Below are 13138 nucleotides of genomic sequence, written 5' to 3'. Positions count from 1 at the left end.
GAAGCCGGATCGACCGGCATGACGAAAGTTGAACGCATCGAATTCTGGATGTCTGCGGTACGAGACCGACGATGAGATCAGGCACGCCATGAACGCCGATGCGTTCGGGCTGCTGCCTGAGAAGCGTATTGTGACGATCCGCGCGGCGATTCGAAGCAATTTGTTCGGGTAAGCAAAGTCAATCTGCTTCTTAGGCAGCACGCGCGCCGCAGCACATGCGTCAAACGACGCAACCTGCTGCATCGCTGCTGATTGAGCAGCACTTCGCGTCGCACTGCGTGCGTGCGCCCGGTGCGATGCAACGCGGTGTGCAGGCCTGTCGCGTCTGGGCTCGCGGCCTCGGACACCGCATCCGGCATGCAATGTGCAAGGTGGACGGCTCCCCTGTCTTCGTTCACGTACTGCCATGCATCCTGACGCGTCGTTCACGTATTCCTTGTGCGGCCCACGCACGGCCCGCGTCCCCGAAGCCGCGCATCGGGCGGAACGCACGGGAGCGCGCCGATGAAACACTTCCATGCCGAATCGCAGTTCGCGAGCGAACCCTGGAACGCGACCGTCGAAGCCGTGGCGAAGCGTCTCGCCGACACGGCGATCGAACGCGACCGCGCGGGCGGCACCGCGAAAGCCGAACGCGACGTGATCCGTGAAAGCGGTTTGCTCACGTTGAGCACACCCGTCGAGCTCGGCGGCCTCGGCGCCGATTGGACATCGGTCCTCGATGTCGTGCGCCGCTTCGCCGAGGTCGATAGTTCGCTCGCGCATCTGTTCGGCTTTCACCATCTGCTGCTCGCGACGACGCGCCTGTTCGGGCGCGAATCGCAATGGGCGCCGTGGTACGAACACTCCGCGCGCCATCGCTGGTTCTGGGGCAATGCGCTCAATCCGCTCGATCGCGGCGCGCGCGCGACGCCGGACCCCGACGCCGAGGGCGGCTTCCTTTTCTCGGGCACCAAGCGCTTCTGCTCGGGCGCGAGCGACTCCGACATGCTCGTCGCCTCGGCCTTCACGCACGACGACCGCCTGCTGATCGGCGTCGTGCCGACCACGCGCGCAGGCATTTCGATCCGCGACGACTGGGACAACATGGGCCAGCGTCAGACCGATAGCGGCACCGTCGACTTCAACGCCGTGCGCTTCGACGCCGACGCGTTGCTGACCGACCCCGGTCCGCTGTCGACGCCGTTCGCATGCCTGCGTCCGCTGCTCGCGCAGCTGATTCTGTCGAATATCTATCTGGGACTCGGCAACGGCGCATTGCGCGAGGCGCGCGCCTTCGTGCAGACGAATCAGCGTCCGTGGATCGCATCGACCGCCGCGACCCCGCAGCAGGATCCCTATGTGCTCACGCATTTCGGCGACTTCTGGCTCGGTCTCGAATCCGCGCGACTGCTGACCTCGCGCGCGGCGGCGCTGTTCGACGACGCGTGGCGTCACGGCGCATCGCTGACCGAGGCGCAGCGCGGCGAAACCGCCATCGCCGTCGCGGCCGCGAAGGTCGCCTCGACGCGCGCCGGCCTCGACGTCGCGCATCGGATGTTCGAGGTCACGGGCGCGCGCGCGACGACGGCCGCGCTGCGGCTCGATCGCTACTGGCGAAACCTGCGCGTGCACACGCTCCACGATCCGGTCGACTACAAGGTCCGCGAGCTCGGCGACTGGGCGCTCAACGACGGACTGCCGCGTCCGTCGTTCTATTCATGAACCTGTCATGCAAGGGCGCGGCGCATTGCGCGCCCGCGCGATGTCGGATCTGCTGATCCAACAGCATCGCGTGCGCAAGTCTGCTGGCTGAGCGTCATCAGGAGGAATGCTAACGAATGCTGTTCTGCCGATATGTGATTCGCACGAAATCGCATATCGGCGAAAAGCGGCGCGCCACGGCGCGTGCGCGGACCGAAGGATGCGATCGCGTCCCGGTCCTCCCCCTTCGCGCGATGGATGGCACGGTATTCGCATGACCCCATCGCATAGGCATCACATTGCTATTCAGTAAAGGAAGACGTTGATGAGCCACACACTCAAGGTTGTCGCCGTATCGGGCGGGTTGCAACGGCCCTCGCGCACGCTCGCGCTCGTGCAGGAACTCGTCGCGAGACTCGGCAAGGCCGTGAAGATCGATGTGCACCTGATCGAACTCGGCGAGATCGCCTCGGGGCTCGCCGCGATCACCTATCGCTCGCAAGCGTCGGCCGACATCGCACAACACCTTGACGCCATCGAATCGGCCGACGTGCTGATCGTCGCGAGCCCGGTGTTCCGCGGCTCGTTCACGGGTCTCTTCAAGCATTTGTTCGATCTCGTGCATCACGAAGCGCTGATCGAAGTGCCCGTGCTGCTGGCCGCCACCGGCGGCAGCGATCGTCACGCGCTCGTGATCGACCATCAGCTTCGCCCGCTGTTCAGCTTCTTCCAGTCGCGCACGCTGCCGATCGGCGTCTACGCATCGGAAGCCGATTTCTCGGGCTACGCGATCTCGAGTCCCGAGCTCAATGCGCGCATCGATCTGGCAGTCTCGCGCGCCGTTCCGTGGCTGCACCCGCGCGCGCAGAGCGAGGCCGCCGTGCCGGCACTCGCGCAACAGTCATCGCAGCCGGTGCAACGGCAACCGCACACGGCAGCCGCCTGATCTCTTCCATTTCGACGGATATTTCTCATGAGCCACGACACTTCCTCGCGCGATCCGATCAAGTTCGCCTACTGGGTTCCGAACGTCAGCGGCGGCCTCGTCGTCAGCACGATCGAACAACGCACCGACTGGAGCCTCGACTACAACGTCAAGCTCGCACAAACGGCCGAGCGCGCCGGCTTCGACTATGCGCTGAGCCAGATCCGTTTCACGGCCGGCTACGGCGCCGAGTATCAGCACGAGTCGGTCTCGTTCAGCCAGGCCCTGCTGCATTCGACGACCAAGCTCAAGGTGCTCGCCGCGATCCTGCCGGGTCCGTGGAATCCGGCGGTCGTCGCGAAACAGATCGCGACGATCGATCACATCTCGAACGGCCGCATCGCGATCAACGTCGTGAGCGGCTGGTTCAAGGGCGAATTCACCGCGATCGGCGAACCGTGGCTCGAACATGACGAGCGTTACCGGCGCTCGCACGAATTCATTCAGGCGCTCAAAGGCATCTGGACGCAGGACGGCTTCACGTTCAAGGGCGACTTCTATCGTTTCAACAACTACACGCTGAGTCCGAAGCCGGTCCAGAAACCGCATCCGGAGATCTTCCAGGGCGGCAGCTCGCGCGCCGCGCGCGATAACGCGGCGAGCGTGTCCGACTGGTACTTCACGAACGGCAACACGCCCGAGAATCTCAAGGCGCAGATCGACGACATTCAGACGAAGGCCGCGAAGAACAACCATAAGGTCCGCATCGGCGTGAACGCGTTCGTCATCGCGCGCGATACGGAAGAAGAAGCCAAGGCCGTGCTCGCCGACATCATCGAGCACGCGCACGTCGAAGCCGTCCATGCGTTCGGCGACGCGGTCAAGCAAGCCGGTTCGGCCTCGCCCGAGCGCGAGGGCAACTGGGCCAAGTCGACGTTCGAGGATCTCGTCCAATATAACGACGGCTTCCGCACGAACCTGATCGGCACGCCGCGGCAGATCGCCGAGCGCATCGTCGAGCTCAAGTCGATCGGCGTCGACCTCGTGCTCGCGGGCTTCCTGCATTTCATCGAGGAAGTCGAGTATTTCGGCGAGAAGGTGCTGCCGCTCGTGCGCGAACTCGAACTCGCGAAGCAAGCCGAGGTCGTTTGACGATGACGCACGCCGAACCCGCGACCTTGCCCGCGTGGCTCGCCGAACAGGCGAGACGCCGCGCGCCAGCGCCCGCGATACGCAGCAAGCGACTCGGATCGTGGCACGCGCTGCGCTGGGACGATGTCGCGGCGCGCACGCGCGCGCTCGCGGCAGGCCTCGCTCGGCGCGGCTTCCGTCAGGGCGACACGCTGCTGCTCGCGGCGCCGCCTTCCGAGCGCGCGGTGCTGCTGTCGCTCGCGGCGCAATGGCTCGGCGGCGTCGCGGTGCCGATCGATACGGCGCTCGGCGATGCCGCCTTGCGGCATGCCATCGAGCATCTGTCGGCGCGCCTGGCGTTCGCCGACGACGACGCGACGCTCGATCGCCTGCTGCCGCTCGGCGTGCAGATCATCGACGGCAATCCGCGCGGCTTGCGCGATCATCCGGATCCCGCGGTCGTCGGCCTTGCCTCGCTTCAGAAACCGCATGCGGGCGATGCCGAGCATGACCCGCTGCTGCCGGGCGAACCGCTCGCGCGCGCCGACGATACGGCATTCCTGTTCGTCGACGCGCTCGGCGACGGGACGCTCGTGACGCAACACCTGACCCATGCGTCGCTGATTCACGACGGCCGCGCCGTCGTCGCGCGCGAAGCGCTCGACGCGCGTGAAGAAGCGTTCGCCACGCGCGCATTCGCCGCGAGCGCCCAGGCGCGCTATCTGATCGCGCCGTGGCTCATCGCAGGCTTCAGTCTTCACTTTCCCGAAGCGCTCTCGACGCGCGACGCCGATCGGCGCGAGATCGCCCCGACGCTCGTCGCCGGCACGCGCGAGACGTATGCGCGCGTCGCCGCGCTCGTCCATGAGCGTCTGCCCGCTTCGGGATGGCGCCGCGCACTCGTCAACGCCGCGCTCGGCGGAACCGGCGGCCCCGTGACGCGCCGGCTCGCGCGTTGGGGCGTCGCGCGGCCGCTGCGCGAGGTCATCGGCTTCGCGCGCACGCGCGTCGCGCTCGTCGCGGGCGCGCCGCTCGACGAACGCACGAGCGCCCTGTTCGCGGCGCTCGACGTCGACGTGCATGCATGGCCCGATGCGTCGGACTGGCGTCAGGTCGCGCCGCGTTCGGTCGGGCCGCGTTCGGTCGGGCCGCGTTCGGTCGGGCCGCGTCCGGTCCCGCATCACGCCGGCACCGCGCATCCTCGCGAGACTGCCGTCGCGCAGCACGCTCCCGCGCACCGGGATCGCGACGATCGACACATCGAATACGGACGCGTGCCTTCATGACCCATTCAACGTCCCCGCTGCTCAGCGTCGATCGCGTGTCGCTCTCGTTCAAGGGCGTCAAAGCCGTCACCGACATCAGCTTCGCCGTGCAATCCGGCGAGATCTGCGCGCTGATCGGACCGAACGGCGCGGGCAAGAGCTCGCTGCTCAACGTGATCAACGGCGTCTATCTTCCGCAGGAAGGCAGCGTCGCCTTCGACAACCGCCGCTTCGAACGCATGAAGCCCTGGGATGCCGCGCATCTGGGCATCTCGCGCACGTTTCAGAACATCGCGCTGTTCCGCAGGATGACCGTGCTCGAAAACGTGCTCACGGGGCGCACCTTGCATCGCACGAGCGGCTGGGTCGCGCAGACGCTCGGCCTGCCGTCGGCGCGGCGCGATGTCGCCGCCCAACGCGACGCGGCCGAGACGCTCATCGAGGCGCTTGATCTGCAGCCGTATCGCGACACCGTCGTCGGATCGCTGTCGTACGGTGTGCAGAAGCGCGTCGAACTCGCGCGCGCGCTCGCAGCAACGCCAAGGCTGTTGCTGCTCGACGAACCGATGGCCGGCATGAATCCCGAGGAAAAGGCCGCGATGGTCGACTACATCATCGACGCGAATACCCGGCAGGGCGTGACGGTCTTGTTGATCGAACACGATATCGGCGTCGTCATGAGCCTGTCCGATCACGTCGTCGTGCTCGACTACGGCAAGAAGATCGCGGATGGCGCGCCCGCCGACGTGCGTGCGCATCCCGATGTGATCGCGGCCTATCTCGGCACGCGGCACTAGGAGAAACCCATGAGTTTTGTCATCGAGGTCCTCGTCGGGGGCCTGCTCGCCGGCGTCATGTATTCGATGGTCGCGATCGGCTTCGTGCTGATCTACAAGGCATCGGGCGTATTCAATTTCGCGCAGGGCTCGCTCGTGCTGTTCGGCGCGCTGACGTTCGTGAGCCTCGTCGAACGCGGCATCCGCGCGCCGATCGCGTTTGCGATCACGCTCGCCGCGCTGATCGTCGTGGCGCTCGTCGTCGGACGCACGATACTCCAGCCGCTCGTCAATCGGCCGCCGATCGTGCTGTTCATGGCGACGCTCGGTCTGAGCTTCATTCTCGAAGGACTCGCGCAGCTCGTCTGGGGCGCGCAGGTCCACGGCCTCGATCTCGGCATCGACGACAAGCCGCTCAACATCTCGGGCGTCATGGTCAGTCAGTTCGATCTGTTCGCGGCCGGGACCGCGGGCGTGCTCGTGGTCGGCCTCTCGCTGCTCACGAATCGCACGCGGCTCGGCCTGTCGTTGCGCGCGGTCGCCGACGATCCGCTCGCGGCGCTCGCGGTCGGCATCCGGCTGCCGCGCGTCTGGACCATCGTCTGGGGTCTCGCGGGTCTCGTGAGCCTGATCGCGGGTCTGCTCTGGGGCGCGCGGCTCGGCGTGCAGTTCTCGCTCTCGCTGATCGTGCTCAAGGCCTTGCCCGTGCTGATCATCGGCGGCTTCTCGTCGATCTCGGGCGCGATCGTCGCGGGCCTGATCGTCGGGGCGTCCGAGAAGCTCGCCGAAGTGTTCGTCGGGCCCGTGCTCGGCGGCGGCATCGAGAACTGGTTCCCGTATGTGCTCGCGGTGCTGTTCCTGCTCGCGCGTCCGGCGGGTCTGTTCGGCGAACCGGCCATCGAACGCGTCTGAGATCATTCATGTCGACACTGCACGCCGCATCCGATATCACGTCGGACATCACGTCCGACGCCGCATCGCTCGCCGTTCCGTACGGCACGCGCACGCGACGCCGCCGCCCCGCCTATGCGATCGCCGCGCTGCTCGCGCTCGCCTGGATCGTCGTGCCGTTCATCGGCAACGACTACTGGCTCAGCGCGATTCTGACGCCGTTCCTGATCTTGTCGATCGCGGGTCTCGGGCTGAATCTGCTGACCGGATACGCGGGCCAGCTCTCGCTCGGAACCGCCGCGTTCATGTCGGTCGGCGCCTATGCGACGTACAACTTCGTGCTGCGCATCCCGGCGTTGCCGCTCGTCGTCGATCTCGCGCTCGGCGGCATCGTGACCGCGATCGTCGGCGTGATCTTCGGATTGCCGAGCCTGCGCATCAAGGGCTTCTATCTGATCGTTTCGACGCTGGCCGCGCAATTCTTCGTCGAATGGGTGTTCACGCGCTTCAGCTGGTTCTCGAACGACGACACGTCGGGCGTGCTCAGCGCGCCGCGGCTCGCGATCGCGGGCATCAGGATCGATTCGCCGGCGACGCGCTATCTGCTCGTGCTCGGTGTCGCAACCGCGCTGTTCGTGCTGACGAGCCGCATCGTGCGCAGCGAACTGGGGCGGCGCTGGATGGCGCTGCGCGACATGGACACCGCGGCGAGCGTGATCGGCATTCCGCTCGCGCGCACCAAGCTGCTCGCGTTCGCGGTCAGCTCGTTCGTGATCGGCATCGCGGGCGCGCTTTGGGCGTTCGCGTATCTCGGCACGGTCGAGCCGCACGGCTTCGATCTGAGCCTGTCGTTCAACGTGCTGTTCATCATCATCATCGGCGGCATGGGCAGCATCTGGGGCAACTTCCTCGGTGCGGCCTTCATCGTGCTGCTGCCGATCCTGCTGTCGAACCTCGGCGGCGCGCTCGCGACGATCGGTCTCGATGCGAGCGCGCTCCAGAACCTCCAGAAGATCGTATTCGGCGTGTTGATCATCGGCTTTCTCGTCAAGGAACCCGACGGACTCGCACGCCTTGCCCAGATCGCCGCGCGTCGTCTGCGCGACTGGCCCCTCAAACCCTGACGCCTGAAACCCGCGCCGGCCCCGTCGTCGCGGGACCGGTCTTTAGCAGAACTTCAACGTTTGTTTTTACCTTAGTGATACTAACGACATGACACACTCGGCACTCTCCAGATTTCGTTCGGCTCGCCATGCGCTTCCGGCTGTCGCGACGCTCGCGTGCGCGCTGCTGTTCGGCGCCGTCTCTCCCGCGCAGGCCGCGGGCGAAGAATATTTCCCGCTGCAAAGCTATCGCGTGGGTCCGTACGCGGCCGGCGGCAGCGGCTTCTTCGGCGGCTTCATCGACTATATGAACCTCATCAACACGCGTGACGGCGGGGTCAACGGCGTGAAGCTCACGTGGAGCGAGTGCGAGACCGAATACGTCGTCGAAAAGGGCGTCGAATGCTATGAGCGGCTCAAGGGCGGTCTCAACGGCGCGCCCACGGCGGCGACCAATCCGCTGTCGGTCGGCATCGCCTATGCGACGATCGACCGTTCGACGGCCGACAAGATTCCGCTGATCACGATCAACCACGGCCGTACCGATTCGACCGACGGCGCGGTGTTCCCGTATGTGTTCCCGCTCCAGTTGAACCCGTACAGCGAGGTTTCGGCGATCGTCAATTACATCGGCCAACAATCGGGCGGCGCGGCGAATCTGAAAGGCAAGAAGATCGTCGTGCTGTACCACGGCTCGCCGTACGGCCGCGAAACGATCCCCGTGCTCGAACTGCTCGCGAAGCACTATGGCTTCGAGCTCACGCAGATCGAAGTGCCGCACCCGGGTAACGAGCAGGGATCGCAGTGGCTGCAGATCCACCGGATCAATCCCGACTGGGTCATTCTGCGCGGCTGGGGCGTCATGAACCCGGTCGCCTTGAAGTCGGCGCAGAAGGTCGGATTCCCGGCCGATCACATCATCGGCAATATCTGGAGCAACTCCGAAGAAGACGTGCGTCCGGCCGGCGACGCCGCGAAGGGCTTCATCGCGATCACGACCCACCCGTCGGGCACCGATTTCCCCGTGCTGCAGGCCATCGACCAATACGTGATCAAGCCCGGACACGGCAACCTCAAGGACCCGGCGCGCTTCGGCACGGTCTACTACAACCTCGGCGTGGTCAACGGCATCCTGAACGTCGAAGCCGTGCGGACCGCGCAGGCGAAGTTCGGCAACAAGCCGCTGACGGGCGAGCAAGTCCGTTGGGGCTTCGAGCATCTGAACCTCGACGACGTGCGCCTCAAGGCCCTCGGCGCGCTCGGACTCGTGCAGCCGCTCAAGCTCTCGTGCTCGGATCACGAAGGCGGCGGCGCGGTGCGCTTCCAGCAATGGGACGGACAGAAGTGGAAGCTCATCAGCGACTGGGTCCAGGCGGATCGCGCGTTCCTGCGCCCGATCATCGATCAGTCGGCGAATGCCTATGCGAAGGAAAAGGGCATCACGCCGCGTGACTGCAGCAAGGACATCGGTTCGTGAGTCAGCCGATCGCGAGTCCGCGGAACGTGAGTTCGAGACCGCTCCTGCAGGTCGAGGATCTCGTCGCGACGTATGGCGGCATGATCACGGCGCTGCGCGGCGTGTCGCTCAGCGTGCCCGAGCGCGGCATCGTCGCGCTGCTCGGCGGCAACGGCGCGGGCAAGACGACGACGCTCAAGGCGATCTCGGGCCTGCTGCGCGCCGAGCAAGGTACGTGCTCGGCGACGCGGATCCTCTATCAGGACAATCCGATCGACACGGCCGATCCGTGGACGCTCGTCTCGCGCGGCCTGGTCCAGGTGCTCGAGGGGCGCCGATGCTTCGTCCATCTGAGCGTCGAGGACAATCTGCGGCTCGGCGCGTTTCCGACGGGCGCGCGCCGCGCCGACGTCGAGCGCGACCTCGAACGGATCTATACGATTTTTCCGCGTCTGCGGGACAAGCGTAAGGCCTTGACCGGCTACGCGTCGGGCGGCGAACAGCAGATGGTCGCGATCGGACGCGCGCTGATGGCGCGCCCGACGCTCGTGCTGCTCGACGAACCGTCGATGGGACTCGCGCCGAAAGTCGTCGAGGAGATCTTCGACATCATCGCGGAGCTCAACGAGACGACGGGCACGAGCTTTCTGCTGGCCGAGCAGAACGCGGCGATCGCGCTGCGCTATGCGAAGTACGGATACGCGCTCGAAAACGGCCGTGTCGTCGCGCAGGGCTCGGTCGACGAGCTGTCCGAGCTCGACGTGCTGCACCGTGCGTATCTGGGCGGCGAGATCACGCGGCAACGTCTGAGATCGCGCTACGCGTCGCTTGGATGACGCAAGGAACGCGCGCCCGCCGTGCCGTCGACAAGACCTGGCCGGGCGCGCGATTCACGATCCGGCGACGCCGATCTCGGCTTTCGAGAGCGCATCGAGCAGGTGTTCGGCGAACGCATGCGCGATCAGCGGCAGTTGCCGGTCCGCCAGACTCGCGAGCACGAGACGCCCCGTCGGAAAGCCGCGATCGTCGATCCTGCGGCTCACGAATTCACCGCCCTCGCCGTGGGCCCCGAGACCAATCTGAAACGACAGCGCGTCCTCGTAACTCAAGTAGCCGCGCAAGAACTCGAAGCTATTGCTTTCGATCACGGGGCGCAGCTTGAGCGAGCGTCGCGTCAGGAACTGATCGATGAGCTGTCGCCCGCCGATCTCCCGATGCGGCATCACGAGCGGATAGTCGGCACAGTCCTTGAGCTTGATCGGGCCCGGTTCCTTCGCAAGCGGATGACGGCGATGCATGATCGCGAACACGCCTTGCTCGAACTCGCCGATCACGCGGATATCGGGCTCGTCGGACAGATTGAACACGAGGGCCAGGTCGCTCTCGAACGCGCGTAGCGCATTGAGCGCCTGGACATGGTCCGCGATCCGGATCTGCAGGCCGACGAGCGGCCGCCCCTTGCGAAAACTCGCGACCGCGCGCGGCAGGAATTTCGGCGCGACGGCCTGACTCGCGATCAGTTTGACGACGCCGCGCCGCAAGCCCTGCAGATCCTCGATTTCCGACAAGGCGCGCTCGAGGTCGGCCGCTCGACTGCGCACGTATCGCACGAAGATCTCACCGGCCGCCGTCAATCGCACACCGCGCGGCAAACGCTCGAACAACGGCGTGCCCAACTCGTCCTCGATGTCTTGAATCCTTCGATTGACCGCCGACGCGGCGACGTGCAGCCGATCGGCCGCTTGCCTGATCGAACCGGTCTTGGCGACTTCGTCGAAGTAGTGAAGAAAGCGAAGATGATTCATCGAAGCGGCGTCCCTGGCGACAGTCCGTACAGACTGTCAGCGCCTCGCGCGATCGTCAACGTTCGTTGCGGATCCGACCGCGCCCCCGCATCGGCAGGCTTGAATATGTCGCGCTTCCGCGCACGCATCGCGTGAATACGCTGCACCACGCGCATTCACCCTTCCCCATTACAGGGCACGCGCGCGGCGACACGCGAAGTCCGGTCTCCCGCTGAACGGTCCGCTGTGCCTCGATGTCTTGTCGCGCAACGCGGCATGCGCACGCATTTACGCAGTATCGCGAAGCCCATCGCATCGCGTCGACGCGGAAAGCGTTGCCGAAACGGCAACGGGCAAGCATCGAAAAGGTTTCAAAGGGAAGCGCTAACTGGCACATCCGCTGCGTAAGGGACACGCATGAAAAAGAAACCCGCCTCCATCCGTGCCAGGCCGTCGACGCCTGCCGAACCGCGCGAGACCTATGGCGCACATCCGTCCAACGCGTGGTCGGCCGACGCCGGGACCGTAAGCTTCGTGCGCGCGGTGCATGAGCCGCACGTGTTGCGGTTTGCTATCGAGACCGCGGCCGGCGGCAAGACCGGCGGCAAAAACCGCACCGAGACCCACACCGCGGCCGGCACCGAATCCCGGCATATCGAGCTCGATATGCGCCGCGCCGCGATCATCGTCGTCGATATGCAGAACGATTTTTGTCATCCCGAAGGATGGTTCGCGCAGAAGGGTGTCGATATGCGCGCCACGCGCAAGCCGATCCCTAAGATTCAAAAACTCCTGCCCGCATGGCGCAAGCGGCACGGACACGTGATCTGGCTCAACTGGGGCATTCGCGCCGATCGCCAGAATCTGAGCCCCACGATTCACTTCAAGGGCAAGCGCACGCCGCACGACGTCGGTTACGGCGAGCATTCGGCCATCGATCACGGCCCCGCGCTGGTCGCGGGCGAATGGGGCGCCGCGGTCATCGATGAGCTACAGCCCGAGCCCGACGACGTTCACGTGTTCAAGCATCGGCTTAGCGGCTTCTGGGACAACGAGCTCGACAGCGTGCTGCGCATGCGCGGCATCACGACCCTGCTGTTCGTCGGCATCAATACCGATCGCTGCGTGTTCTCGACGCTCCAGGACGCGGCCTTTCTCGGCTACGACTGCGTGCTGCTCAAGGACGCCTGTTCGACGCCGTCGCCGACCTATGTGAGCCGAGCCATCCATTTCATCGTCGAGCAGTTGCATGGCTTCATCGCGACGGCCGACGCCGTGTTGACATCGCTCAACGCACCGAACCCCGAGGAAACGCCGTCGTGAATCTCCATCTGAAAGACAAGGTCGTCGTCATTACCGGCGCGGCCAAAGGCATGGGCCGCGCGATCAGCCTGAGCTTCGCCGACGAAGGCGCGCGGCTCGTTCTCACGGCGCGCGACCGCGACGCGCTCGAAGCGGTCGCGGCCGAGGCGCGCGACAAGGGCGTCGACGTGATCGTGCAGACCTGCGACGTCACGCAGACCGACGAAGCCCAGGCGCTCGCCGCGGCGGCGCTCGACGCGTTCGGACAGATCGACGTGCTCGTCAACGTCGCGGGCGGATCGGGACCGATCGGCAAGACCGGATGGGAGACCACCCAACCCGAATTCGACGACATCGTGCAGCTCAATATGACGGGGCCGTTCAACACGATGCGTGCCGTGCTGCCGGGCATGATCGAGCGCAAGTCGGGCAAGATCGTCAACGTCGGCGGCACGTTCGGCATGCGGGGCCGCGCCGGGCGCATGGCGTATTCCGCGTCGAAGTGGGGGCTGCGCGGCATCACGAAGAGCATGGCGATCGAGGCCGGACCGCACGGCATCAACGTCAATTGCGTGGCCCCCGGCATGGTCGACGGCGACCGCTTCCGCAAGAAGGTCTGCGCGAACATGGCGACCGCGCTCGGCATCACGATCGAGGAGGCGATGCGCCGCCACGCCGAAGACTACGCGCTCAAGCGCGTCTCGACCGATACCGATGTCGCGCAGGCGTGCCTGTTTCTCGCGAGTGACGTCTCGCGCCAAATCACCGGAGTGGATCTGCCCGTCGACGGCGGATTCGCGATGCTGTGATGGAGGCCTCGAC

The 13138-nt window shown here is 65.7% G+C and carries 12 protein-coding genes; 11 read left to right on the top strand and 1 reads right to left on the bottom strand.

The features are described from left to right. The first annotated feature begins 504 nt into the window (after positions 1-504). From D7S86_RS02780 to D7S86_RS02740, 9 genes are all read left to right on the top strand, one after another. Positions 505-1704, top strand: coding sequence for an acyl-CoA dehydrogenase family protein (locus tag D7S86_RS02780; protein WP_121083166.1), 1200 nt, complete (start codon positions 505-507; stop codon positions 1702-1704). 304 nt (positions 1705-2008) lie between these two features. Beyond that, positions 2009-2629, top strand: a complete 621-nt coding sequence (gene msuE, locus D7S86_RS02775) for an FMN reductase (RefSeq protein WP_121083163.1) — start codon at positions 2009-2011, stop codon at positions 2627-2629. A 27-nt stretch (positions 2630-2656) separates the two neighbouring features. Beyond that, entirely contained in the window at positions 2657-3760 is a 1104-nt protein-coding gene (gene sfnG, locus D7S86_RS02770) for a dimethylsulfone monooxygenase SfnG (protein ID WP_121083160.1), read from the top strand. A 2-nt stretch (positions 3761-3762) separates the two neighbouring features. Further along, on the top strand, positions 3763-5025 hold the full coding sequence (locus D7S86_RS02765; RefSeq protein WP_121083157.1) for an AMP-binding protein: 1263 nt from the start codon (positions 3763-3765) through the stop codon (positions 5023-5025). Further along, a complete protein-coding gene (locus D7S86_RS02760; RefSeq protein WP_121083154.1) occupies positions 5022-5801 on the top strand; it encodes an ABC transporter ATP-binding protein in 780 nt (259 codons plus the stop codon). The genes D7S86_RS02765 and D7S86_RS02760 overlap by 4 nt, the downstream gene beginning before the upstream one ends. A gap of 9 nt (positions 5802-5810) precedes the next feature. Then, positions 5811-6692 carry a branched-chain amino acid ABC transporter permease gene (locus tag D7S86_RS02755; protein WP_121083151.1) on the top strand — a complete coding sequence of 294 codons (882 nt, stop codon included), beginning with the start codon at positions 5811-5813 and terminating at the stop codon, positions 6690-6692. An 8-nt stretch (positions 6693-6700) separates the two neighbouring features. Next, positions 6701-7795 (top strand): branched-chain amino acid ABC transporter permease, encoded by a 1095-nt coding sequence (locus D7S86_RS02750; protein WP_121083149.1) that lies wholly within the window; start codon positions 6701-6703, stop codon positions 7793-7795. Positions 7796-7883: 88 nt separating this feature from the next. Continuing rightward, a complete protein-coding gene (locus D7S86_RS02745; protein ID WP_121083146.1) occupies positions 7884-9251 on the top strand; it encodes an ABC transporter substrate-binding protein in 1368 nt (455 codons plus the stop codon). Further along, positions 9248-10066 (top strand): ABC transporter ATP-binding protein, encoded by an 819-nt coding sequence (locus tag D7S86_RS02740; protein WP_420813187.1) that lies wholly within the window; start codon positions 9248-9250, stop codon positions 10064-10066. Before D7S86_RS02745 ends, D7S86_RS02740 begins: the two co-directional genes overlap by 4 nt. A 54-nt stretch (positions 10067-10120) precedes the next feature. Here D7S86_RS02740 and D7S86_RS02735 read toward each other — a convergent pair whose 3' ends face one another. Further along, entirely contained in the window at positions 10121-11035 is a 915-nt protein-coding gene (locus tag D7S86_RS02735) for a LysR family transcriptional regulator (RefSeq protein ID WP_121083143.1), read from the bottom strand. A 396-nt stretch (positions 11036-11431) separates the two neighbouring features. On the opposite strand from D7S86_RS02735, the gene D7S86_RS02730 reads away from it, so the two are divergent. Next, positions 11432-12337 (top strand): cysteine hydrolase family protein, encoded by a 906-nt coding sequence (locus tag D7S86_RS02730; protein ID WP_121083140.1) that lies wholly within the window; start codon positions 11432-11434, stop codon positions 12335-12337. Beyond that, on the top strand, positions 12334-13125 hold the full coding sequence (locus tag D7S86_RS02725; protein ID WP_121083137.1) for an SDR family NAD(P)-dependent oxidoreductase: 792 nt from the start codon (positions 12334-12336) through the stop codon (positions 13123-13125). Before D7S86_RS02730 ends, D7S86_RS02725 begins: the two co-directional genes overlap by 4 nt. The last annotated feature ends 13 nt before the right edge of the window (positions 13126-13138 follow it).

The organism is Pararobbsia silviterrae (assembly GCF_003628125.1).
GTDB classification, from domain to species: domain Bacteria; phylum Pseudomonadota; class Gammaproteobacteria; order Burkholderiales; family Burkholderiaceae; genus Pararobbsia; species Pararobbsia silviterrae.
Note: the sequence above shows the minus strand (reverse complement) of the source record. Positions and strands in the feature narration are given on the sequence as shown.

Excerpts from the sequence above, each read along its gene's own strand:
- D7S86_RS02780 (WP_121083166.1), top strand. The coding sequence starts at position 505 with ATGAAACACTTCCATGCCGAATCGCAGTTCGCGAGCGAACCCTGGAAC.
- msuE (WP_121083163.1), top strand. The coding sequence starts at position 2,009 with ATGAGCCACACACTCAAGGTTGTCGCCGTATCGGGCGGGTTGCAACGG.
- sfnG (WP_121083160.1), top strand. The coding sequence starts at position 2,657 with ATGAGCCACGACACTTCCTCGCGCGATCCGATCAAGTTCGCCTACTGG.
- D7S86_RS02765 (WP_121083157.1), top strand. The coding sequence starts at position 3,763 with ATGACGCACGCCGAACCCGCGACCTTGCCCGCGTGGCTCGCCGAACAG.
- D7S86_RS02760 (WP_121083154.1), top strand. The coding sequence starts at position 5,022 with ATGACCCATTCAACGTCCCCGCTGCTCAGCGTCGATCGCGTGTCGCTC.
- D7S86_RS02755 (WP_121083151.1), top strand. The coding sequence starts at position 5,811 with ATGAGTTTTGTCATCGAGGTCCTCGTCGGGGGCCTGCTCGCCGGCGTC.
- D7S86_RS02750 (WP_121083149.1), top strand. The coding sequence starts at position 6,701 with ATGTCGACACTGCACGCCGCATCCGATATCACGTCGGACATCACGTCC.
- D7S86_RS02745 (WP_121083146.1), top strand. The coding sequence starts at position 7,884 with ATGACACACTCGGCACTCTCCAGATTTCGTTCGGCTCGCCATGCGCTT.
- D7S86_RS02735 (WP_121083143.1), bottom strand. The coding sequence starts at position 11,035 with ATGAATCATCTTCGCTTTCTTCACTACTTCGACGAAGTCGCCAAGACC.
- D7S86_RS02730 (WP_121083140.1), top strand. The coding sequence starts at position 11,432 with ATGAAAAAGAAACCCGCCTCCATCCGTGCCAGGCCGTCGACGCCTGCC.